This is a genomic window from Kitasatospora sp. NPDC043949 (assembly GCF_056435365.1).
In genome coordinates this window covers 20678-44805 of sequence record NZ_JBWKEQ010000062.1, presented here as the reverse complement: position 1 = coordinate 44805, position 24128 = coordinate 20678, and the positions used below count along the sequence as shown (strand labels likewise).

Sequence of the window (24128 nt, the reverse complement as noted above, 5' to 3'; positions counted from 1 at the left end):
CCCACCCCCCCCCCTCCCCCTCCCCCCTCCCCCCCCCCCCACCCCCCCCCCCCCCCCCGAGGGGGGGGGTGGGCCGCCGCGCCCCCCCCCCCCCCCCCCCGGCCCAGGGGTGGGGCAGCGTGAGCCTGCGGATCCTGACCTGACCGGCTCTGCCGTCGCGCCCCTTCCGGGGGGAACGCCTCACGACATTCAACCGGCCGAGGTCGCGCCGGCACCGACCTGGTGGACGTAGGTGGCCACAGTGTCAGGAGGCCTCCTCGACGGTGTCGGAGAGGCGGTGGGCGGTGGAGGTGTCGACGCCGAGGGCGGCGAGCAGGTCGAGGACGACGGTGAGGGGTGGGGCTCCGGCCAGGCGAGCGGCTGCAAGGTGGGTGGGGAGGCGGTCGGCGGCGATCAGGGCTGTCCACTGGGTGGCGGAGAGGGCGAGGTAGCGCAGGCCGGGGAGATCGGCCAGCAACGCCAAGTCCGCGGTGGGGCAACGGGACAGGTCGAGGGAACGCAGTCCGGGGAGGGTGCGCAGCGGGGCGAGGTCGACGGGTGACGGGGCGTCATTGAGGTGGATCGCCTGGACGCCCGGCGTGAGCCGTTCGTCCAGGGCTGAGGCCACCAGCTGGCGCGAGTCGTCCCCGGACTGCTGCGGGGCGTGCGGATCGGGCTGGCCCAGGATCTGGCCGAGCCAGGCGGTGACGGAGGAGGCGACGTAGCGCGGGCCGCTGTTGTCCGGAAGAAGGAGCCCGGACGGCTCGGCACCACGTACCCGCCGCCGGACAGGCCGACGCTCCCTCGGCTCCCGTGCCCGCGCAGCACGCACTTCGTCCAGCCCTCCGGCGCCTGTGCGACGACCTCCGCCGTGATCTGCCGCGCCGCCTGTTCCACCGTCAGGTCCACACCCACCCTTTTCGTCCCACTGTTCGGACGATCATGTCAGCAGGGTGTGACAGAGCGACCGGCAGTCGGCGCCGACGAGCCGCTTGCCGTCTCCGATCTCGTCAACGCCAACCCGGCCGACCTTCTCGGTCACGGCGCGGGCGTTTTGCGTCGGACGTCTGGGCGAACCCGTACCCGGGACCCACCGCGGCCACCGGCTGACGTGCGGGTTCCGGCTCCTCGGCGCTCAGGATTCCGGGAACCCGCGCGTGTTACCGCGAACCGGGGCGATGCCCGCCATGGGCCACGCGGGTCACACGGGTGACGCGGTGACCTTGGCGACGAAGCCGGCGACGTTGGCCACGGTGCGCCGGATCTTCTCCTCGACGGTGAGCGACTCGTGCAGCCGGGTACCGGTCTCCCGCTTGCCGCGCACGTAGAGCGAGCAGGCGAGGTCGCTGCACATGTAGGCGCCGACGGAGTTGCCCTGCTTGCCGGCCTTCCCGGCCAGGGGTGCGACCAGCAGCGAGACGCCCCCGGTGTGGGTGGTCACGCAGAGCGAACAGATGCTGCGGCGGGCCTGCCAGGAGGCGGCACCGGAGGAGCGCAGCGCGACCGCCACCGCGCGGCCGTCCGACTCGGCCGCGAGGTAGGCGCGATCGGGCGCCTGCGGGTCGCGCCACCCGAGGAAGTCCAGGTCGTCCCAGGGCTGTTCGGCCAGGTCGCGGGGGATGTGCAGTCGCTTCGCCTCGCCCTTGGTGCAGTTCACGAAGGCGGCACGGATCTCTTGGTCGGTCAACGGCTTCATAGGAGCCAACGTAAATTACCTAGGACTATTAGGCAAATGTATAATGGCCTCAGTCGATCGGAGGGAAGGCCATGGCGCGCGTAGGACTGAACGCGGAACGACTCACCCGGGCGGGAGCGGAACTGGCCGACGAGGTCGGCTTCGACAAGGTCACGGTCTCGGCGCTGGCACGACACTTCGGCGTCAAGGACGCGAGCCTGTACTCGCACGTCAAGAACTCCCAGGACCTCAAGACCAGGATCGCCCTGCTCGCACTCGAGGAACTCGCCGACCGGGTCGCCGCCGCCCTGGCCGGACGCGCCGGCAAGGACGCCCTGGCCGCCTTCGCCAACGCCTACCGCGACTACGCCCGCGAACACCCCGGTCGCTACGCCGCCGCGCAGCTCGAACTCGACCCCGAGACCGCGCGCGCCAGCGCCGGCGTCCGGCACTCGCAGATGACGCGCGCGATCCTGCGCGGCTACGACCTCGCGGAACCCGACGAGACCGACGCCGTCCGGCTGCTCGGCAGCACCTTCCACGGTTACGTGGCCCTGGAACGGGCCGGGAGCTTCCAGCACACCCCGCGCGGCACGGAGGACACCTGGGCGCGCATCCTCGACGCCCTCGACGCACTGCTGCGCAACTGGCCGGCGGCCTGACCGCCCGCTCGCAGGCTGCCTGCGCCCCGGGGCGGCCGGTAGGAGGCCATCACCGCGAGGCGGGTGAGCCCGAGTCCGCCCCGGGCCCGGCGGCAGGTGGCCGGCGGTCGGCGCCGGTGTCGGCGTCGGCGGCGCGGCCACACCGGCCCTCTGACGGGGTGACCCCAACCACCCCGAAGAACTCAATGGCGAGCGTCCGCTCCCGGGCCCCTCACCATGGAGCCATGACCGGATCACCGCACACCACGCTCGTTCTCGGCGGCACCGGCCGCACCACCGGTTGCATGCCGACCGCGTTCCGGGAGTTCGCGCAGCGCGACGCCCACGCCTGGACGGCAAAGGCGGGTGCGTGACCATGACCATCGGGAACCTCGAGGACTTCGCGGCGCTGGATCCGTTCTTCCGGATCGTTCAGGAAGGCCTCGCCGGTCTGGTCGACGGCGGCCACTTCTTCGACCTCCTGGCCGAGGACGTCGTCGTCGAGTACGTGGTCTCCGTCCCCGGCTACCCGCGCCGAGTCCAGGGCCGCCAGGCGGTCGCCGACCTGTACCGGGGCTACGGCGACGCGATGGTCCTGACCGGCGCGGACGAACTGGCCGTCCACCGGGACCCCGACACGTCCGTGGTCGTCCTGGAGTACGCCGTGCACGGGCACGCCGTCCACACCGGGCTCCGCTACGACAACCACTTCGTCTCAGTGATCACCGTCAAGGACCGCCGGGTGACGCACTGGCGCGACTACCTCGACCCCGTCGCCGTCTTCCGTGCCCTCGGATGGCCGTCCGATCACCGCTGACGGAGCGAGCCGCGGTCGCGCACGGGTGACACCGCCACGGCCGTGTCCCGGGCCGACCCGGCCGCCCGGGCCCGAGGCCCGCACCCGTTCCCGGGTCCTGGCCTGTCGCGACGGGCGCGGAGCGGCCGCGCGGTAGACATGGAGACCATGGAGCACGCGCGAGACGACGTCCCGGACCCGGACCGGGCCATGTCGAGGCCCGGTCGCCCCCGGGCCTGGGCTGGACTGTGGTACCCGGGCCGTGTGCGGCGGCGGGAGGAAGGTGGTCCGTGAACGTCGTGTTGAGCGAGGTGACGCCGCTCGCCCTGGCCATCGCGCTGTCGCCGCTGCCGATCGTTCCGGCGCTCTTCCTGCTGTTCACTCCTCGGCCCAGGGCGACGGGCGGAGCCTTCCTGGCCGGGTGGGCGGCCGGGATCCTCGTGGTGGCGTCGGTGTCCACGGCCCTCGCGGCCGTCATCGAGACCCGCGAGGAGACACCCACCTGGGCGTCCTGGACGAAGGCCGGCCTCGGCGTGGTCCTCGTCCTGCTCGCCGGGCGGCAGTGGCGCTCCCGCTCCAAGACGGGGACCCCGGCCTGGATGCGGAGCCTCACGGATGCCACGCCGGCCAAGGCCCTGCGGCTGGGCCTCCTGCTGTCGGCAGCCAACCCGAAGAACATCCTGCTGTCCGCGGCGGCGGGGCTGACCATCGGCTCCGCCGAACTGGGTCCGTCCCGTGGCGTCGCCGCCGTGGCGGTGTTCACCGCGATCGCCGTTTCCACCGTCGGGCTTCCCCTGCTGCTCCACATCGCGGCGGGGGAGCGGGTCCTCACTCCGCTGGGCAGGGCCAGGACGTGGTTGGAGACCCACAACAGCGCCGTCACCGCCCTGGTCCTGGCCGTGATCGGCGTGCTCCTCGTCGTCGAGGGTGTCACCGGACTGTGACCGGTACGAGGACCGCCTCCTCGGCGGTCCCTCTCGGACCGTACGGCCCGGCCCTCCCGGCCGTCGCACGATGCGGCAGGAGGGCCGAGGCCGTGAGCGCGCGAGGCTAGAAGAACGTGGGCCGGCGCGGGACGTAGGGCTCTTCGAGGGAGTCGGTCTCCTCGGCGGTGAGCGTCAGGTCGAGCGCGGCGACGGCGTCGGCGAGGTGGTGCGGCTTGGTCGCGCCCACGATCGGGGCGGAGACGACCGGGTTCTTCAACACCCAGGCCATCGCGACCTGTGCCATCGACACACCGCGGGCCAGGGCGATGCGCTGGACAGCCTCGACGACGGCCCGGTCGCTGTCCAGGAAGATCGGCCGGTCCTGCTGATCGACTGTCCGGTTGAGCTCCGCACGTGGCGTGGAGCGTTCGCCCCAGGGCCGGGTGACCAGCCCCCCGCCCAGGGGGCTCCACGGATTGCTTCCCACGCCCTGGTCGGCGAGCAGGCCGAACATCTCGCGCTCCTCCTCGCGGTGGATCAGGCTGTACTGGTCCTGCATGGAGACGAACCGGGTCCACCCGTGGGCCTGCGCGGCATGCTGCATCTTGGCGAACTGCCAGGCCCACATCGACGAGGCACCGATGTAGCGGGCCTTGCCCGCCTTGACCACATCGTGCAGCGCCTCCATCGTCTCCTCGACCGGCGTCTGCGGGTCGAAGCGGTGGATCTGGTAGACGTCGACGTAGTCGGTGTCCAGGCGCCGCAGCGAGGCGTCGATCTGTTCCATGACGGCCTTGCGGGACAGCCCCGACCCGCCCGGTCCCTGGTGCATCGGCGCCCACAGCTTGGTGGCCACGACGATGTCCTCACGCCGGGTGTACTTGCGCAGCGCCCGCCCGACGACCTCCTCCGAGGTGCCCAGACCGTAGATGTTCGCGGTGTCCCAGAACGTGATGCCGAGTTCGACGGCCTGGCGGAAGACCGGCTCGGCCGCGTCGTCGTCGAGCGCCCAGGTCGTCCTCCCGGCCGGGTCGCCGAAGCTCATGCAGCCCAGGGCGATCCGGCTGATCCTGAGCCCCGACGTTCCCAAACGCGTGTACTCCATGGCGTACTCCTCTTCCCCGGTGACGTGGACGTGTGCACCTGCTCCGAAAGGCTGCCGCCCTCACTCCCCCCACCGTGAACTCACCCTCGGCTACGAGGCCCTGGAACTCGCCGCGACACCGGACTGACCCTCATGGCCTACGGCGCCGAACCCGCCACACCCGCGTGCGACGCCCTGAACCTGCTGGCCGGCTGGGCCGCGACGATGGATCGGGACCATGATCTCCGGCTCGGAAGCTCATCCCTCTCCCATCCCGCGGCCCGGCACCTCCGCCTGACCTCGCGCTCTCATCGCGCGTCCTCCCCGGCGACTGGTCAAGGGCGATCGTCGGTATTCATCGGGTCTGCTCTGTCGTCGGAGGGCCGGAGCGGACGGCGGCCCTCGCGAGCGGTCAGGTGTCCGGGACGACGGCGACCGGGCAGCGGACGTGGTGGATCGCGGCGTGCGCCACCGGGCCGAGGTGGGCGCCGAGAGGCATCCGCCGGACGTGGCGGCCGAGGACGACCAGCCGGGCCGCCTCCGACGCTTCCACCAGGACGATGGCGGCGTTGCCCCGGACGAGCTCGGACGTCACGGTCACCTGAGGGTAGCGGGCCAGCCAGAGGGCCAGGGCGTCGGCGAACCGCTTCCGCTCGGAGGCGGACAGCTCCTTCTCCAGCCCTCCGATGGCGTCGAACGCCATGTACTCGCTGCCGGCCGGCGGCGCCCAGACGTGGACGATCCGCAGGGGTGCCGAGCGGTGGGCGGCCGCCTCGAAGGCGAACGCGAGGACGTCGTCCGGCGGATGCGCGAGGTCGACGCCCACCAGGACGGGGTCGGTGGCGGCGCCCCGCTCGCCCTCACCGGCCCGGACCAGCACCACCGGGCAGGTGGCCCGGCGCAGCACCTCCTGGCTCACCGAGCCGACCAGGAAGCCGCGCACGGGCCCCAGCCCCCGGGAGCCGAGCACGAGCACGGCGGAGGTCCGGCCGGCGGTCTCCAGTGCCTTGGCCGGGTCGTCGGGGACCTGGCGGGAGGAGACCTGGAGGCCGGTGTGCGTGGCGCGCAGCTCCGCCTCGCGGGCGGCCAGGGCGTCCCGGCTGCGGTTGTACACCTCGCTGGTGCCGACCGAGTCCCGCTTGGGCCAGGGCCAGGCCTGGAGGAGTTCGAGGGCGAGCCCGCGGCGCAGCGCCTCCCGGGCGGCCCACGCGGTGGCGGCGAGGCTCTCCGGCGAACCGTCGAAGCCCGCGACGACGGGACCGTTCACGGTGACGGGACCGTTCACGGCGACCTCCCAGGGGTCGGGTCCGGGCCGGTCGGGCCCGCAGCGAGTCGAGGGCGGCGGCGACCGTTTCGACCGCCCGCCGGAAGGGCGGTCGAGCCGGACGCCGCGACCGTGGTCCATGCCGCGTCCCGCAGGTCGTACGTGGCCCGGGCATCCCGGCCAGTATCGGCGGGAGCCGCTGCCGGCGCCTCCCGGCGCAGGGCCGCGCCCCGGGCGGTCCGGCCCCGGCTCGGCGGATCGGCCAGGGGAACGTGGGTGGTCAGAGCACCGGTCAGGCGCGCGGGGCGGTGTGCAGGACGGCGAACAGGCCCCGTGCGCGTGTGCCGTCGGGCAGCTGCCAGAGGCCGCCGAGGTGGCCGGCCGTCTCCGGGGCCGGGAGGGCCGCGTCGTCCGCGGCGGGGTGCAGCACCCGGTGCAGGCGCAGGGTCGCGCCCCGGGGTGCCGACAGCTCGGTGCCCTCCTGGTCGTCGGCGGCGGCGGTGGGGCTCAGGGGGGTGTCGCCGCGGTAGGAGCGGGTGACCTCCAGGTCGGGGGTGTCGCTGATGTTCTGGTCCTGGGCTTGGACCCGGCCCTCGATCAGGGCCGACAACTGGGCGACCAGCACCGGGTCGTGGCAGCCGTCGTAGGCCCAGCGCCGCCCCAGCTCGCCGTGCTCCATGGTGCCGACGAGCGCGTGCTCCGCCCCGTCGAGCGGGGCGCCGCGGTAGGTGAGCGGGACGAAGTAGGTGGCGGGGGCGGGGCCCGAGGTGTCGGTGACCACCATGAACTCGATCCCGACCTCGCCCTGGGGGTCGTCCAGCCGGAAGCCGCCGGCCTTGGCCAGGTCCGGGGCGCCCGCGCCGCCGCGGTACCAGGGGCGGGAGGGGAGCCAGGAGGCGAGCAGCTCCAGCTTGCTCGGCTGGAGGGTGGTCTGGTGGATGACGGACATGCCGGGGGTCTCCTCCGTTGTGCGAATGCGATGGTCATACCCTCCCACCCGTGCGGGGCTGACGGGCGGGCAGGTTCTGCCTCGACGCTCGTTGCCGTTCCGGCCCGGTCCTGGTCCTGGCCCTGCTCCTGCTCCTGGCCCAACTCGCCTCCTCGTCCTCCGTCGTCCACCGGCGGGCCTCCCGCCCGGCACCCGCGCGGCCGTCGGGCGGTAGGGCGTACCGGCACCAACTCGCCAGTCTGGCTGGAAAGATGGTTCCGGGTCGGCCGAACTTGCGATCTTTCGGACAAGCAGGCGATCAAGGTCTTGATCTGCTGAGGGGTCACCCTTAGATTGCAGTGCAATGTCACACTGAACCGACCGACACGGCGTGCCTGGGGGACCGGTGCCGGACACTGCACAGCAAGTACCGCACCAGAGCGCCGACAAGCTGCCCCGGGTGTTCTACCGGCTGGCACTGGGCGACGCCCTGTCCACGTACGGGAGCCAGCTCGACCTGGTGGCGCTCAGCCTGTTCGCCTACGAGGCGGCCGGGAACGCGCTCGGCACGGCCGGATACCTGATCATCCGACTGGCCGGCGGCCTCGTCGGCGGCCTGGTCTCCGGGCGCCTGGTGGCCCGGACCGACCGGCGGCGGCTGATGACGGGCTGCGCGCTGGCCCAGGCGCTGGCCCTGGTCGTGGTGGCCCTCGCGCCCGTCCCGGCACGCATCCCGGTGCTCTACTCGCTCGCGCTGGTCTTCGGCGGCGCGGCCGCGGTGTGCGCCGTCGCGCTGCGGACCAGCATCCCGGAGATGGTCGGCTCCGAACGCAGGGCCCGTGCCAACAGCCTGATGGCCAGCTGCCGTTCGGCCGCCATGGTGCTCGGCTTCGCCTCCGCCGGCGTGGTGGTGGCCTGGGCCGGGTTCCGCGCGGCGCTGCTCATCGACGCGTCCAGCTTCCTGGTGTTCGCGGCGGTGGTGCTCCGGCTGCCGCTGCGCACCCGGGCCGAGCCCGCCGAGCAGCCCGCCACAGAACCGGCTGATCCCGCCGGTCCCGCCGCGGGGGCGAAGCGGCGCGGGAGCCGGTGGCAGGCGCTGATCGTCCTGCGGGCCGCCCCGGTGGTCGGCGCGATGGCGGCGATCCGGCTGCTGGACGCCTTCGGCTCGGCCGCGCACAACATCAGCCTGCCGGTCTTCGCCAACCAGCACTCTCCCGGCAACCCGGCCGCGCTGCTGGGCATGTTCTGGGCCACCTGGGCGGTCGGCAACCTCGGCGCCCAGCAACTGGTCTCCCGGCTCCTGCTGCGCCGGGGCATCGAACCGGGCGAGCGCGCCTTCGCCCTGGGCACCTGTCTGATGTCCGGCTGTTTCATCCTGGTCTTCACCGGACTGCCGACCCCGCTGTTCCTGCTGGCGGCGATCGGTGCCGGGCTCGGCGACGGCTTCACCGAGATCTCGTACACCACCCGGATCCAGGCCCTCGCCGACGAACGGCGCGGCCAGGCCTTCGGGCTGCTGACCTCCGCCGAGAACGTCGGCATGGGCACCGGGATGCTGCTGAGCGGATCGCTGCTGGCGCTGCTCAGCCCGCTGACGGTGGTCGGCGTCTCGCACGCCGTTCCGATCGTGCTGGCGCTCGGCTTCCTGGTCGTGGTCGCCCGGTCCCGCAAACGCTGAACCCTCCACCCCGCCGCAGTCACCCCACCGCACCCCACCACACCCCACCACAAGCACCGCGCCACCGGATCCGCCGGCGCCACCGCGCCGCAGGCACCAGCCCGATCCGCTCACCCTCCGTACCCCGGGGCGGTCCGTACCCGCGCGCCCCGGCACCGATCCGAAAGGTGCCGTACCTGATGAGCTCCACCGGTCCCGACCGCGCCCGGCTGCGTGCCCTGGAGGCCCGGCTGCTGCTGCGTCCCGAGGTCGCCGACTGCGCGCTGCTGCCGGTCGAGCGCGCCGACGGCCGCCGCGGGCTGCTGGCCTACCTGGTGCCCGCCGCCGACACCGACACCGCCGCGCTGCGCCGCCGGGCCGCCGCTGCCCTGCTGGACGCCGACCCGAGCGCCGAGGTGCACCTCCTGGACGGCATCGTCCGCACCTCGCAGGGCGAGCCCGACCGCGCCGCACTGGCGGCCGCCGCCGCCCGGCCACCCGCCGAGCCCGGACCCGCCCTGCGCCACCTGTGCGAACTCACCGCGCACTGGCGGCCGTTCGGCGACACCGGGACGACGACGGGCCCCGCCCCGGACGGCCCGACGGCCGCCCCCGAGGGCGCCGGGACCGAGGCGGTCGGCGCCCCGCTGCCCGACCCGGCGCCGGACGCGCCCCGGACGCTGCCCGAGGCGCTGCTGCGCGCCGCCGAGCGGCACCCCGGGCGCGGCCTGCACCTGGTCCGGGCCGACGGCGGGGCGACCCGGCTGACCTATCGCCGACTGCTGGAGCAGGCCCGGGAGACCCTCGCCCTGCTGACCTCCGCCGGGCTGCGGGCGGGCGACCGGGTGATCCTCCAAGTCCCCGACCCGGAACGCTACTTCCCCACCCTGTGGGCCTGCCTGCTGGGCGGGGTGCAGCCGGTCACGGTGGCTCGCCCGCCGGCCTACGACGAGCGCAACCCCGTACTGGAGAAGCTCTGGCACGCCTGGCAGACCCTGGAGGAGCCGCCGGTACTCGCCTGCGGCCCGGCCGTGGCGGGCCTGGCACGGCTCGGGGAGCTCTACCCGGCGCCCGGGCTGCGGGTCATCGCGGTCGACCACCAGCCCGCCGATACCGGTGCCGCCACCGTCACCGGCCCCGCGCTCGACACCATCGGCGTGCCAGGCGCCGAGCACGCCCCGGACCCCGGCGACGTCGCGATCCTCCAGCTGTCCTCCGGCAGCACCGGCCGGTCCAAGGCGGTGCAGATCACCCACCGCGGCATCCTGGAGTACGTGGCCGGAGCCACCTCCCAGGGCAGCTCGCCCGAGGACGTCACCGTCAACTGGCTACCGCTGGACCACGTCGCCGGGCTGCTGATGTTCCACCTGCGGGACGTGGCGCTGGCCGCCGACCAGGTGCAGGTGCCCACCGAACTGGTGCTCGCCGACCCGCTGGTCTGGCTGGACACGCTGGAGCGCTACCGGGGCGCGCACTCCTGGTCGCCCAACTTCGGCTTCCGGCTGGTTGCCGAGGCGGTCCGGGCCGCCGGCCCCGGCCGGCGCTGGGACCTCTCCGCGCTCAAGTCGCTGATCAACGCCGGGGAGCAGTGCACCGAGGCGGTGCTGGACGAATTCCTCGCCGCCACCGGTCCGTTCGGCGTTCGCGCGGACCACGTCCTGCTCGGCTGGGGCATGGCCGAGACCTGCACCGTGATCACCTACAAGCGCTACCACGAGGACGGCGCCCGCCGCCTGGTGCGCACCGACTCGCTGACCGGACGGCTGGAGCCCGCCGACCCCGCCTCGCGCGAGCGCGGCACCGGCTTCCTCAGCATGGGGCGTCCCGCGCCCGGCACCCGGATGCGGGTGGCGGGCGAGGACGGCCGGGCCCTGCCCGAGCACTGGGTCGGCCGGCTCCAGGTCAACTCCGGCCGGGTGACCCCCGGTTACCTGAACAACCCGGCCGCCGACCGGGAGTCCTTCGTCGGCGACGGCTGGTTCGACACCGGAGACCTGGCCTTCCTGGCCGACGGGGAGGTGGTGCTCACCGGCCGTCGCAAGGAGATCATCATCGTCAACGGGGTGCACTACTTCTGCCACGAGCTGGAGGACGTGGTCGCCTCGGTGGCGGGAGTGCGCTCCGGGCACGTCGCCGCCTTCGGGGTCCCGGACGACCGCACCGGCACCGAGCAGCTGGTGGTCGCCTACGTGCCGAACGACCAGGACGCCCCCGCACCGCCCGTGGCCGCCGAGGTCCGGCGGCTGCTGGCCGCCCGCCGACAGCCCGCCCCCGCCCTGGTGCTGCCGGTGCCGCCGGCGGAGTTCCCGCGCACCACCAGCGGCAAGATCCAGCGCACCGCGCTGCGCCGACGGCTGCTCGACGGCGAACTCGACGAGCACATCGTGGCCCTGGACCTGGCGGAGGCCAACTCCCGGACCCTGCCGGACTGCGTGCGCCGACTCACCTGGGAACCCCGTCCGGTGCCGCAGGCCCCGGCGGCCGGAACGGCCCCGGGCGACGGGGCTCCGGCGGGGCCGACCCTGCTGCTCGGCCCCGCCGGCCCCGGCACCCTCGCCGAGGCGCTGCGCGCCGCCCTGCCGCAGGCCGTGGTGGTGGACCGGCCGCCGACCACCGACCCGGGGGAGTGGTTGCGGGCGCTCGGCGAGGAGCGCCCCGCGCGGGTGGTGCACCTGTGGGGCGCGGGGCCCGAGGGCGCGCCGCGGCCCTCGGACGCCGCTGCGCGGGACGAAGCGCTGCTCGCCCTGCTGCGGGCCCTGGCCGGCCGGCCGTCGATCGGCGAGCTGGTCACCGTCAGTGCCGGGTTGCATGCCGTGCTGCCCGGTGAACTCCCCGACCCGAGTGCGGAGTTGACGGCGGCGCTGACCGCGGGAGCCCGGGCCGAGCAACTGGTGCCGGCCGCCCGGCACATCGACCTGCCGGCGGGCGCACCGGCCGCCGAGCAGGCCGCTGCGCTGCTCGCCCTGCTGGCCGAGGCCCGGCCGGAGCCGGAGTGCGCCTGGCGCGAGGGCCGCCCGTGGGTGTCCCGGCTGGGACCGGCCGGGACCGTGACCGGGACCGCCACCGACCCCGACGCCGGGACCGCAACCGAGGGCTGCTCACTGCTCACCCCCGGCGCCCGCTACCTGGTCACCGGCGGCCTCGGCGGGATCGCCGCCGAGCTGCTGCCCGGCCTGCTCCGCGACCACGGCTCCCGGCTGCTCGTGATCGGCCGCACCGACCTGGACGCGCCGACCGCCGAGGCGGCCGAGCGCCGCGCCGCGCTGCACCGGCTGTCCTCCTACGGCGGCCGGGTCGACTACCGCCGCGCCGACGTGACGGACCCCGAGCAGCTGGCGGCGGTGGTCGCCGAGGCCGAACGGGACTGGCAGGCGCCGCTGGACGGCGTTCTCCACCTCGCCGGCAGCTACCGGCTCGCGCTGCTCGCCGACACCGGCCCCGACGACTGGCGCGAGGCGGTGCGCGCCAAGACGACCGGTACGGACCACCTCGTCGAGCTGGTCCGGAAGCGGCCCGGCGCCCAGTTCGTCGGCTTCTCCTCGATGGTCGGCTTCCAGGAGGCCGTCGGCTCCACGGCGTACGCCGCCGCCAACCGCTACCTGGAGAGCGCCGTGGAACGGCTGCACCGGGAGACCGGGGCCCCGGCCTGGACGGTCTCCTGGGGCCTGTGGAGCGGGGTCGGCATGAACCGCGCCACCGACCACGAGCAGGCCGCCGCCGACCGGGGCATCGCCGTGCTGAGCGCCGCGCACGGCCGCCGACTGGCCTCGCTGCTGCTGGCCGCCGCCCCGGGCCGCTGGTACGCCGGGCCCGACCCGAGCGCTCCGGCCGCGCGCCGCCGCCTGCTGGCCACCGCACCGCGACCGGTCCGCGAAGCGCCCGTCGCGCGGCCGACCGACGAGCGGGCCCCGCAGCGGGCCACCGAGCCGCCCGCAGCCGTACCGTCCGCCGCCACCGGGCCCGCCGGCCCCGTCCACCCTGCCACCCCTGCCGCCGCCGAGTTGCGCCGGGCCGTCCTGGACGCCTTCGAGGCCGTCCTCGACACCCCACTCGACCCGGGCCGCCCGCTCGCCGAACTCGGCATCGGATCACTCCAGTTGATGCGGGTGCACGGCGCGCTCGGCGCCGTCCTGCCGACGCCCCCGGCGCCCACCGAGCTGTTCCGGCACCCCACCGTGGACGCCCTGATCGCGCACCTGACCGAAGCGCCCACCGCGTCCACCGCCGCCACGACCGCCACCGCCGCGCCCGCCGCCCGGGACGGCGGCCCGGACGGCGGCGACCGCCGGGTGGCCATCGTCGGCCTGGCCCTGCGCTTCCCCGGCGCCGACACCCCCGAACAGTACTGGCGCAACATCGTCGACGGCGTCCGCAGCACCACCCGCTTCACCGAGGACGAACTGGCGGCGGCCGGCCTGCGCCCGGCGGAGTACCGCCACCCCGACTTCGTCCCGGTGACCGGCGCGCTGCCCGACACCGACCGCTTCGACGCCGAGGCCTTCGGCATCAGCGGCACCGAGGCGGCGCTGATGGACCCCCAGCAGCGCCTGCTGCTGGAGATCTGCCGCCAGGCCCTGGAGAACGGCGGCTACGACGCCCCCGACCCGCGCCGCCGGGTCGGGGTCTTCGCCGGCACCGGGATGACCCTGTACGCGCTGCGCAACTACTACCAGCACACCCTGGCCGCCACCGCCGACCCGGCCGAGCCGGTGGCCGCGCTCCAGACCGCGATCGGCAACCAGGCCGATTTCGCCGCCACCAGGGTCGCCTACCGGCTGGGCCTGACCGGGCCGGCGATCGGCGTGCAGACGGCCTGCTCGACCTCGCTCGTCGCGGTGCACCTGGCGGTGCAGTCGTTGCTGGCGGGCGACTGCGACCTGGCGCTGGCCGGGGCCGCCGCCCTGCACATCCCGCAGGCCGCCGGATACCGCTACGAGGAGGGGTCGATCCTCTCCCCGGACGGCGCCTGCCGGGCCTTCGACGCGGCGGCCGGCGGCACGGTCGGCGGCAACGGCGTCGCGGCCGTCCTGCTCAAGCGCCTGGACCGGGCGCTGGCGGACGGCGACACCGTGCACGGCGTGATCCTCGGCTCGGCCGTCAACAACGACGGCGGGCTCAAGGTCGGCTACACCGCGCCCAGCGTGGACGGGCAGGCCGCCGTGGTCGGCCGGGCCCTGGACCTGGCCGGGGTGCCGGCCGAGAGCGTCGGCTACATCGAGGCGCACGGCACCGGCACCCCGCTCGGCGACCCGATCGAGTTCCGGGCGCTGTCCCAGGCGTTCCGCGCCCGCACCGAGGCCGCCGACTTCTGCTCGCTCGGCTCGGTGAAGCCCAACATCGGCCACCTGGACACCTGCGCGGGAATGGCGGGGCTGATCAAGGCCCTGCTGGTGCTGCGGCACGGCACGATCCCGCCGCTGGTCAACTTCAGCCGCCCCAACCCCGCGCTGGAGCTCGCCGGAAGCCCGTTCCGGCTCTCCGCCGAGCGCCGGGACTGGCCGGCCGGCCCCACCCCGCGCCGGGCCGGGGTCAGCGCGCTGGGCGTCGGCGGTACCAACGCCCACCTGGTGCTGGAGGAGGCGCCGGCCGCGCCCGGCATCGCCGACCCGCGCCCCGCCCCGACCGTGCTGCCGCTGTCCGCCCGCACCGAGCAGGGCCTGACCGCCCTGGCCGGCCTGCTCCGCGACCGGCTGGCCACCGGGCCCGCCCCCGCCCCCGGCGACCTGCCGCTCACCCTCGGCGGCGGCCGCCGCGCGCTGCGCCACCGCCTCGCCGTCACCGGCGCCGACCCCGACGAGCTGCGCCGGGGCCTGGAGGCCCACCTCGCGGGCCGCACCTCCGGCGTCGCACCCGATGCGGGCCGCACCTCCGGCGTCGCACCCGATGCGGGCCGCACCTCCGGCGTCGCACCCGATGCGGGCCGCACCTCCGGCGCCGTACCTGTGACGGGCCGCACCTCCGGCGGCGTACCCGTCCACCGCGAGGCCCGGCGCGGCGACGTGCAGCCGGTGCTGCTCTTCACCGGCCAGGGCGCCCAGTACCGGGGCATGGCCGCCGAACTCCACCGCGCCTTCCCGGTCTTCCGGGCCGTGCTGGACGAGTGCGACCGGCTGCACCGCGACGCCTGGGGCGAGCCGCTGCTGCCGCTGCTGCTCGACGCCGTGCCCGAGGGCGCCGACGACGCCTGGACCACCGAGGCGGCGCAGCCCGCGCTGTTCGCCCTGCAAGCGGCCTACCTGCGGCTCTGGCAGGAGCTCGGGCTCCGTCCGGCCGCGGTCGCCGGGCACAGCGCCGGCGAGTACGCGGCCTTCCACGCGGCGGGTGCGCTCGACCTCGCCGACGGGATGTTCCTCACCGCGTTGCGCGGGCGGCTGATGCACCGGGCGACCGAGCCCGGCGCCATGACGGCGGTGATGGCCGGCCCGCAGCGGCTCGCCGCACTCGGTGACTGGCTGCCCGGGGTGGAGCTGGCCGTGGTCAACGGCGCCGGCCAGTGCGTGCTGGCCGGCGCGCCGCGCGAGATCGCGGCAGCCGAGGCCGTGCTGGCCGCCGACGGCGTGACCACCGAACGGCTCGCCACCGACCGGGCCTTCCACTCCCGCCTGCTCGACCCGGTGCTCGACCCGTTCCGCGAGCAGCTCGCCCGGCTGCGCCTGCGGCCGTTGACCGTACCGCTGGTGAGCAACCTGGGCGGCGAGGTGCTGGCTCCCGGCACCGTGCCCACGCCCGACTACTTCGTCCGGCAGACCCGGGAGACCGCGCGCTTCGACCTGGTCCTGGCCGCCCTGGACGGGCAGGGCCGCGAGCTCTTCCTTGAGCTCGGCCCGCACCCGACGCTCACCGGCATGGGCCGCCGGGAGCTGCCGCACCGCCACTTCGTGGCCGGCGCCCGGCGCGGCGCACCGCCGGAGCGGCAGTTCGGCGTCGCGGCCGCCGCGTTGTGGTCCCACGGCGTCCCGCTCGACTGGGCACGCTTCGCCGCCGCCCGCGACTGGCCGGACGGCCCGGCCCGGCGCGTTCCCCTGCCGACCACCGTCTTCCAGCGCCGCCGCCACTGGTTCACCGCCCCCGACCGGCCGACCACCGAGGACTCCGCCATGCACCAGGCACCGCCGCCCCGGCAGCCCGTTCCGCCGTCGTCCATACCCGAGGCCGTATCGACGCCCGGCCCGGTGCCCGTCGTATCGGCACCCGCCGCAGTGGCGCCCGCAGTGACGCCCGCAGCGAGCCCCGAGCAACTGGCCGAGGAGGCCGTGCTGCGCCAGGTGCTGGAGCAGACGGCCCGCCAGCTCGGCCACGACGAGGGGTCGGTCGGAGCCGACGAGCCCTTCTTCGACCTCGGCGCCGACTCGCTCTCGATGATCAACATGATCCGGGACCTGGAGCGGACCTTCCGGGTACGGGTCTCGATGCGCGAACTGTTCGAGGCGGCGGACACCCCGGCCCGGCTGGCCGGGCTGATCGCCGGCCGGCTGGAGCCCGCCGTCCGGGACGCGCTGCTACCGGCCGCCGCGCCCGAGCCGGCGGCGGCTCCGGCACCGGTCCCTGCCTCCGTCCCTGCCTCGGCCCCGATACCGGCTCCGATACCGGCTCCGGCACCCCCGCCCCAGGTGGTCGCGGCAGCCGCCGTCCCCGCTCCGCCCGTCCACCTCGCTCCGCCCGTCCCGTCCGTGCCCGCGTCACCGCCCGCGCTCGCCCCGGTGGCCGACGGCGCCGGTCTGATCGAGCGCCAGCTCGACCTGCTCGGCCAGTTCTCCGACCTGATGCGCGACCAGCTCGGCCTGCTGGCCGGGACCGGGGCGGCGCCGCCCGCGCTCCCCGGGGCTGCCGCCCCCGTCGCCCTGCCGCCGGCCGTCGCCCAGGTCGCTGCCGTCACCCCGGCCGCCGCTGCCTCCGCCGTCACCTCCGCCGCCGCCGCACCCGCGTCGGCCACCCCGCCCGCCCCGCAGGTGCACGGCCCCCGGGTGACCGTCTCCCGGGAGTCCGGCATGGCCTCCGGCGGCCTGACCGACCAGCAGCGCGCCCACGTGGACGAGCTGGTCGCCCGCTTCACCGCCCGGACCGCCGCCTCCAAGGCGGTCACCCGCCGCCACCGGCACACCCTCGCGGACAGCCGCGCCGTGGTCGGCTTCCGCTCCGCGACCAAGGAGATGCTCTACCCGCTCGCCGCCCGCCGGGCCCGGGGCTCCCGCCTGGAGGACCTCGACGGCAACACGTACGTCGACATCACCATGGGCTTCGGCGTCCTGCTGTTCGGCCACGACCCGGAGTTCGTCTCCGACGCCGTCCGCGAGCACCTGGCCGGCGGACTGCGGCTGGGCCCGCGCGGCCCGGAGACCGGCGAGGCCGCCGAACTGCTGGCAGAGCTGACCGGCACCGAGCGGGTCGCGTTCGCCAACTCCGGCACCGAGGCGAACGCCGGGGCGATCCGGCTGGCCCGCGCGTACACCGGCCGCGACAAGATCGTCATGTTCGAGGGCTCCTACCACGGCCACTTCGACCACACCCTGGGCCGGACCGTGGGCCGCGGCGCCGACCGGGAGACCGTCCCGGTGTCGATCGGCATCCCCGGCAGCGCGGTCGCCGACCTCGTGGTGCTGCGGTACGGCGATCCGGAGAGCCTCCAGGTGATCGAGGAACTCGGCGACCGGATCGCCGCCGTGCTGGTCGAACCCGTCCAGAGCCGCCACCCGGGGCGCCAGCCGGTCGACTTCGTCCGCTCGCTGCGCGAACTGACCGCCCGCCGAGGCATCGTGCTGGTCTTCGACCAGATGCTCACCGGCTTCCGGCCGCACCTGCGCGGCGCCGAGGGCTTCTGGGGCGTGACCCCGGACGTCTCCACCTACGGCAAGGTGCTCGGCGGCGGCTACCCGATCGGCGCGATCGCCGGGCGCGCCGACATCCTGGACGGGATCGACGGCGGCCACTGGGACTACGGGGACGACAGCTACCCGCCCAGGGACACCACCTTCTTCGGCGGCACCTACATCCAGCACCCGCTGGCGATGACCGCGGCGGGCGCCGTGCTGCGCCACCTCAAGGCGTCCGGCCCCGGCTTGCAGGAGCGGCTGAACGCCCGCACCGACGAGCTGGCCGCGACCCTCAACGGGTTCTTCGAGGAGGAGGAGTTCCCGCTGCGGCTGGCCCACTTCGGCTCGCTGTTCCGGTTCGAGCCGCGGGCCGACATGGAACTGCTCTTCCCGCAGCTGCTGACCCGCGGGGTCTACGTGTGGGAGTGGCGCAACTTCTTCCTCTCCACCGCCCACACCGACGGCGACCTGGAGTTCGTGGTCGACGCGGTCCGCGACTCGCTGCGCGACCTGCGGCACGGCGGCTTCTTCCCGGCCTCGCCCGGGGTACGGTTCCCGGCCCCGCGCCCGGTGGCCGCACTCCCGAAGCCCGCGGCGGACGACCGTACGAGCACCGGCACCACCGGCACCACCGGCACCACCGGCACCACCGGCGCGGGCCACACCGAGCCCGCCGGGACGCCGTACCACCCGGTCAGCGACCCGCAGCGCCCGGTCGACTTCAGCCTCTACTTCTTCGGCGACTACCCCCTGGACTCCCCGGAGGACGAGAAGTACCGCATCGTCCTGGAGAGCGCCCGCTTCGCCGACCGGCACGACTTCCACGCCGTCTGGCTGCCGGAGCGCCACTTCCACTCCTTCGGCGGGATCTTCCCCAACCCCTCGGTCCTGGCCGCCGCACTGGCCCGGGAGACCACCCGGATCCGGCTCAACGCGGGCTGCGCGGTCCTGCCGCTGCACCACCCCGTCCGGGTGGCCGAGGAGTGGTCGGTGGTCGACAACCTGTCCGGTGGCCGGGTCGGCCTGGGCTGCGCCAGCGGCTGGCACCCCAACGACTTCCTGTTCTTCCCCGAGAACTACGGCGGCCACAAGGAGCTGATGCACCAGCAGATCGACACCGTCCGGGCGCTGTGGCGCGGCGAGCCCTACCGGGGCCGCAACGGCAAGGGGGAGCCGATCGAGGTGACCCTGCACCCGCGCCCGCTGCAGGAGCAGCCGCCCATGTTCACCGCGATCGTCGGCAACCCGGACAGCTTCCGCGAGGCCGCCCGGCACGACCTGGGCATCATCACCAACCTGATGACCCAGGACGTCGCCCAGCTCGCCGAGAACGTCGCGCTCTACCGGCGCACCCGGGCCGAGCACGGCCTCGACCCGGAGGCCGGCCGGGTGGTCGTGCTCGTCCACACCTACCTGGGCGCCGACCTCGCCACCGCCCGCGAGCAGGCGTACCGCCCGTTCTGCCACTACCTGCGCTCCTCGCTCTCGCTGTTCGGGCAGATGGCCAACAGCCTCGGCCTGACCCTGGACTTCGAGAACACCCCGGAGGAGGACCTGGAGTTCGTGCTGGAGCGCGCCTACGAGCGGTACTGCGCCTCCCGCGCGCTGATCGGCACCCCGGAGAGCGTGCGGTCCGTCCTGGCCGAGCTACGGGCGGCCGGCGCGGACGAGATCGCCTGCTTCGTGGACTTCGGGCTCGCCCCCGACCTGGTGGCCTCCGGCCTGCCGCAGATCGACGCCCTGCGCCGCTCCGCCCAGCGCGGCGCCCCGCTGTCCTACGCGCAGCAGCGGATGTGGTTCCTGCACCGGATGCTGCCCGACACCGGGCAGTACAACGAGGTCAAGGCCATCGAGCTGGACGGCCCGCTCGACCCGGCCGCACTCGACACCGCGCTGCGCGCGCTGGTCGAACGGCACGTCGGGCTGCGCAGTGCCTTCCGCGAGCAGGACGGCGAACCGTTCCAGCAGGTGCTCCCGGTGCCCGAGGGCCCGCTGCTGGAGCGGGTCGCGGCCGACGGGCCCGAGCACGAGGCGGTGGCCGCGCTGGTCGCCGCCGAGGGCACCCACCGCTTCGACCTGACCGAGGGCTCGCTGTTCCGGGCCCGGCTGCTGGAGACGGGGCCCGACCGGCAGGTCCTGGTGCTGTCGATGCACCACATCGTGATCGACACCCTGTCCACCGTGGTGATCACCCGGGAACTGGGCGAGCTGTACCGGGCCGCCCGGGAGCAGCGCCCCGCCCGGCTGCCGGTGCTCACCACCACCCCGGCCGCCGAAGCCGCCCGGGAGCGGGCCGCGGTGGCCGCCGGGGCGTACGACGAGAGCCTCGCGTACTGGCGCAAGGTGCTCGGCGGCGACCTGCCGGTGCTGGCCCTGCCGACCGACCGGCCGCGCCCGGCGGTGCCGGACGGCCGGGGCCGCTCCCACGTCCGCCAACTTCCCGCCGAACTCTCCGACGGCCTGCGGGACTTGGCCCGCAGCCGCCGCTCGACCCTGTTCATGGTGCTGCTCACCGCCTTCGCCGGGGTGCTGCAGCGCTACGGCGGCCAGGACGAGGTGGTGCTGGGCACCCCGGTGGCCAACCGGACCGAGGGCACCGAGGACCTGGTCGGATTCTTCGTCAACTCGCTGGCGCTGCGGCTGGACCTGTCCGGGGAGCCGGACTTCGCCGAGGCGCTGGACCGGGTCCGCTCCAGCGCGCTGGACGCCTACGAGCACCAGCAGCTGCCCTTCGAGGTCCTGGTCCAGGAGCTCAACCCGCAGCGGGACACCAGCCGCAACCCGCTCTTCCAGGTCCTCGTCGAGTTCGAGAACCACGCCGTCTTCGAACTCGACCTGCCCGGGGTGACGGCCCGCCCGCTGGACCACGTGGTGGACCGCTCCGCCTTCGACCTGTCGCTCTTCCTCACCAACCTGCCGGACGGCATCCGCTGCCACGTCGAGTACGCCGAGGCCCTGTTCGACCGGGCCACGGTGGACCGGCTGTTCGACGCCTTCCAGCGGCTGCTCACCGCCGCCGTCGCCGACCCGGCCCGCCCGCTCGCCGAACTGACGGCCACCCCGGCCGACCCCGCCCTGGAGTGCGGGCCCGAGGCGCAGCCGGCGCCCGCGCACCCGCTGGCGGCGGTGGCCGCCGTCGCGGCCGCCCGTCCTGACGCCCTCGCGGTGGTCGCCGCCGACGGCACCGGGACCGACTACCGGACGCTGCACGCCCGGGCCGGCGAGCTGGCCGGCCGGCTGCTGGGCGCCGGGGTGCGGGAGGGCAGCCGGGTGGGCGTGCTGCTGCCGCGCTCGGTGGACCAGGTGGCCGCGCTGCTGGCCGTGCTGCGCCTCGGCGCCGTCCACGTGCCGATCGATCCGCTGCAGGGCCCGGAGCGCTGCCGGCTGATCGCCGCGGACAGCGCACCGGCCGTGCTGCTCACCGCCTCGGACACGGACCTGATGGGCCTGTCCCTGCCGACGGTCCTGACGGACTCCGATGCCGAGGCCGATGTCGCCGTCGCCGCCGAACTGCCGCCGCTGCCCGCCCCCTCCGCGCAGGCCCCCGCGTACCTGCTGTACACCTCCGGCTCCACCGGCCGCCCCAAGGGCGTGCTGATGCACACCCTCGGCCTGTCCGCGCTGCTGGCCTGGAACGTCGCCGAGCACCCGGCCGCCCGCACGCTGCAGTACGCCTCCTGCGGGTTCGACGTCAGCGTCCAGGAGGTGCTCACCACGCTGGCCGGCGGCGGCACCCTGCTGCTGATCGAGGAGGAGACCCGCTACGACGTGACGGCGCTGGCCGCCGTGGTCCGCGCGACCCGGGCCGAGCGGCTGCACCTGCCGTACACCCCGCTGGCCGCGCTGGTCGACGCCCTCGGCGGCGAACCGGTGCCCCACCTGCGCGAACTGATCACGGGCGGCGAGCAGTTGCTGCTCACCCCCGGGCTGCGGGCCTTCCTCGCCCGCAACCCCGGCTGCCGGCTGATCAACCACTACGGCCCCACCGAGACCCACGCCGTCACGGCCGGCGAGGTCGCCCCGGACGGACCGGACCACGCGGCGATCGGCCGCCCGGTGCCGGGCACCCGCATCCTGCTGCTGGACGCCGCCGGGCGCCCCGTCCCGCCCGGGGCGGTCGGCGAGATCCACGCGCTCGGCGTCCAGGTCGGGCTCGGCTACCCCGGCCGGGAGCAGGAGAGCGCCGCCGTCTTCACCGACACCCCGGACGGCCGCCGCTACCGCACCGGCGACCTCGGCCGCTGGCGGCCCGACGGCACCCTGGAGTACCTCGGCCGCGCCGACCGCCAGGTCAAGGTGCGCGGCTACCGGATCGAGCCGGGCGAGGTCGAGACCGTGCTGCAGTCCGTCCCGGGCGTGCGCGGCGCGGCCGTGACGGCCCGCCGCACCGAGACGGGCACCACGCTGGCCGGGTACGTGCAGTGCGCCGCCGCCGAACTGCCCCGGGTCCGCGACCACCTGGCCGACCTGCTGCCCGAGCACATGGTGCCGGGGCTCTGGGCCGCGGTGGCGGCGCTGCCCTTCACCGCGCACGGCAAGCTGGACGCCGCCGCCCTGCCGGAGCCGCTGCCGCTGGGTGCGGGCCGGGCCGCCGTCGCCCCGGCCACCGAACTGGAACGCACCGTGCAACGGCTGTGGGAGGAGGAACTCGGCCGCCCCGCAGGCGTGGAGACCTCCTTCTTCGACCTCGGCGGGCACTCGCTGGCCGCCACCCGGCTGCTGAACCGGGTCCGCGAGGCCACCGGGATCCGGACCGGCGTCCTGGACTTCTTCCGCCGCCCGACCATCCGGGCCATGGCCGCCCAGCAGCCGCAGACCGAGGACCGCCAGGCCCCGGCCTACGAGGAGGGCACGCTGTGACGACCCCTATCGACGATGGCTGGCACCGGCTCGTCCGGCTGCTCGACGAGCGCGAGATCGTCCTGCGCACCACCGGCGACCGGCTCGGCTACCTCGCCCCGCCCGGCGCGCTCGACGAGGAGGCCACCGGGCTCGTCCGGGCCCACCGGGAACGGCTGCTGACCACCCTGACCGGCGCCGGCACGGCCCTCGCCGCCGCGCCCGCCGGGGTGGCACAGCGCCGGATGCACCGGGCGCACGACCGGGCGGCGGACCCGGCGGTGTGGAACATCACCCAGCGGATCGCCCTGCGCGGGCCGCTGGAGCCCGAGCGGCTGGCCGCCGCGCTGACGGCGCTGACCGGGCGCCACGAGAGCCTGCGCACCAGCTACCGGGACACCGACCTGGGTCTGCTCCAGCAGGTGCTGCCGAACGCCCCGGTGCGGCTCCCGGTCGCCGACCTGCGCACGCTCACGCCCGGTGCGCGGGACGCGGCGCTCGCCGAGGCCGCCCGGGCCGAGAGCGACCGCCCCTTCGACCTGGCCACGGCCCCGCTGCTGCGCGCCCGGCTGCTGCGGCCCGCCGATGACGCGTGGGTGCTGCTGCTGACACTCCATCACATCGCGGTCGACGGCTGGTCGTTGGCCACTCTGCTGGCCGATCTGGGCACGTTGTACCGCCCGGACGGGCGGCTGCCGGAGGACCCGGGCCGGATGACCGACCACGCCTGCTGGGAGCGGACCGTGGTCACCCGCGCCGCTGTCGCCGAGGCCGCCGACCACTGGGCCAAGACCCTGGACGGCGTCGCGTCGGCGGTGGACCTGCCCACCGCCCGCCCCCGCCCCGCACAGCGCTCCGGGCGGGGCGCCACGGCCGCCTTCCGCCTCCCCTCGGCACTGGCCGAGGCGGTGGGCCGCTACGCCGCCGCCCGCTCCACCACCGCCTCGGCCGTCCTGCTCGCCGCCTACGCGCGGCTGCTGGGCGAGCTGAGCGGCGCGGCGGAGACCCTGGTGGTGCTCTCCCACGCCAACCGCACCCGGCCGGCCGACGAAGGGGTCGTCGGCCTGCTCACCTTCGGCCTCCCGATCCGGCTGCCCACCCGCTCCCCGGGCGGGTTCGGGGCGTCGGTCGACACGGCCGCGACGGCGATCGCCACCGCCCTCGACCACGCCACCGTCCCCTTCGGCCTGCTGGTCGAACCGCTGCGCGAACGCGGCGTCCGGCTGCCGGACGCCTACCCGCAGGTCCTGCTCACCGTGCAGAGCACCCCGCCCGCCGTCCTCGACCTCCCCGGCCTGACCGCCGAGGTCGAGGACGTGCCGGGCCCCTCGGCCCGCTCCGACCTCCTGCTGCTCCTCACCCCGGACGCGGACGGCTACGAGGGCCTGGCCGAGTACGACGCCGACCTGTTCGACCCGGACACCGTGCGCTCCTGGCTCGACACCCTGGTGAACGACCTGGCCCGGCACCTGACGGACCGGCCGGGCTGACCGGGCGGACTGGCCGACCGGCGGCTGACCCGGCCGAGA

The 24128-nt window shown here is 75.2% G+C and carries 12 protein-coding genes; 7 read left to right on the top strand and 5 right to left on the bottom strand.

Annotation, left to right across the window (positions count from 1 at the left end; genetic code table 11):
• Positions 1-244: 244 nt before the first annotated feature.
• Entirely contained in the window at positions 245-811 is a 567-nt protein-coding gene (locus AC07AL_RS33670; RefSeq protein WP_478319254.1) for a hypothetical protein, read from the bottom strand.
• 369 nt (positions 812-1180) lie between these two features.
• Complete coding sequence (locus tag AC07AL_RS33665) at positions 1181-1675, bottom strand: FBP domain-containing protein (RefSeq protein WP_478319253.1); 495 nt, start codon at positions 1673-1675, stop codon at positions 1181-1183.
• Positions 1676-1746: 71 nt separating this feature from the next.
• Between AC07AL_RS33665 and AC07AL_RS33660 the strand changes: the two genes are divergently transcribed.
• From AC07AL_RS33660 to AC07AL_RS33645, 4 genes are all read left to right on the top strand, one after another.
• The gene (locus AC07AL_RS33660) at positions 1747-2316 is read left to right on the top strand and encodes a TetR/AcrR family transcriptional regulator (protein ID WP_063351909.1); all 570 of its coding nucleotides are present in this window, start codon (positions 1747-1749) and stop codon (positions 2314-2316) included.
• 224 nt (positions 2317-2540) lie between these two features.
• Positions 2541-2669, top strand: coding sequence for a hypothetical protein (locus AC07AL_RS33655; RefSeq protein WP_363620760.1), 129 nt, complete (start codon positions 2541-2543; stop codon positions 2667-2669).
• A gap of 2 nt (positions 2670-2671) precedes the next feature.
• Positions 2672-3112, top strand: a complete 441-nt coding sequence (locus AC07AL_RS33650; protein ID WP_363620758.1) for a nuclear transport factor 2 family protein — start codon at positions 2672-2674, stop codon at positions 3110-3112.
• A gap of 269 nt (positions 3113-3381) precedes the next feature.
• Positions 3382-4035, top strand: a complete 654-nt coding sequence (locus AC07AL_RS33645) for a GAP family protein (protein ID WP_478319252.1) — start codon at positions 3382-3384, stop codon at positions 4033-4035.
• 106 nt (positions 4036-4141) lie between these two features.
• Here AC07AL_RS33645 and AC07AL_RS33640 read toward each other — a convergent pair whose 3' ends face one another.
• From AC07AL_RS33640 to AC07AL_RS33630, 3 genes are all read right to left on the bottom strand, one after another.
• On the bottom strand, positions 4142-5122 hold the full coding sequence (locus AC07AL_RS33640; protein ID WP_478319251.1) for an aldo/keto reductase: 981 nt from the start codon (positions 5120-5122) through the stop codon (positions 4142-4144).
• 391 nt (positions 5123-5513) lie between these two features.
• On the bottom strand, positions 5514-6386 hold the full coding sequence (locus tag AC07AL_RS33635) for a universal stress protein (RefSeq protein WP_478319250.1): 873 nt from the start codon (positions 6384-6386) through the stop codon (positions 5514-5516).
• A gap of 271 nt (positions 6387-6657) precedes the next feature.
• Complete coding sequence (locus AC07AL_RS33630) at positions 6658-7314, bottom strand: maltokinase N-terminal cap-like domain-containing protein (protein WP_363586651.1); 657 nt, start codon at positions 7312-7314, stop codon at positions 6658-6660.
• Between the two features lie 385 nt (positions 7315-7699).
• Here AC07AL_RS33630 and AC07AL_RS33625 point away from each other — a divergent pair, with 385 nt between their 5' ends.
• The 3 genes from AC07AL_RS33625 to AC07AL_RS33615 all read left to right on the top strand — a co-directional run bounded on the left by AC07AL_RS33625 (position 7700) and on the right by AC07AL_RS33615 (position 24089).
• Positions 7700-8971: an MFS transporter gene (locus tag AC07AL_RS33625; protein ID WP_400810671.1), complete on the top strand. Its 1272-nt coding sequence runs from the start codon at positions 7700-7702 to the stop codon at positions 8969-8971.
• 179 nt (positions 8972-9150) lie between these two features.
• The gene (locus tag AC07AL_RS33620; RefSeq protein ID WP_478319249.1) at positions 9151-22620 is read left to right on the top strand and encodes a MupA/Atu3671 family FMN-dependent luciferase-like monooxygenase; all 13470 of its coding nucleotides are present in this window, start codon (positions 9151-9153) and stop codon (positions 22618-22620) included.
• On the top strand, positions 22617-24089 hold the full coding sequence (locus AC07AL_RS33615) for a condensation domain-containing protein (RefSeq protein ID WP_478319248.1): 1473 nt from the start codon (positions 22617-22619) through the stop codon (positions 24087-24089). The genes AC07AL_RS33620 and AC07AL_RS33615 overlap by 4 nt, the downstream gene beginning before the upstream one ends.
• Positions 24090-24128 lie beyond the last annotated feature (39 nt).

Excerpts from the sequence above, each read along its gene's own strand:
- AC07AL_RS33665 (WP_478319253.1), bottom strand. The coding sequence starts at position 1,675 with ATGAAGCCGTTGACCGACCAAGAGATCCGTGCCGCCTTCGTGAACTGC.
- AC07AL_RS33660 (WP_063351909.1), top strand. The coding sequence starts at position 1,747 with ATGGCGCGCGTAGGACTGAACGCGGAACGACTCACCCGGGCGGGAGCG.
- AC07AL_RS33655 (WP_363620760.1), top strand. The coding sequence starts at position 2,541 with ATGACCGGATCACCGCACACCACGCTCGTTCTCGGCGGCACCGGCCGC.
- AC07AL_RS33650 (WP_363620758.1), top strand. The coding sequence starts at position 2,672 with ATGACCATCGGGAACCTCGAGGACTTCGCGGCGCTGGATCCGTTCTTC.
- AC07AL_RS33640 (WP_478319251.1), bottom strand. The coding sequence starts at position 5,122 with ATGGAGTACACGCGTTTGGGAACGTCGGGGCTCAGGATCAGCCGGATC.
- AC07AL_RS33630 (WP_363586651.1), bottom strand. The coding sequence starts at position 7,314 with ATGTCCGTCATCCACCAGACCACCCTCCAGCCGAGCAAGCTGGAGCTG.
- AC07AL_RS33620 (WP_478319249.1), top strand. The coding sequence starts at position 9,151 with ATGAGCTCCACCGGTCCCGACCGCGCCCGGCTGCGTGCCCTGGAGGCC.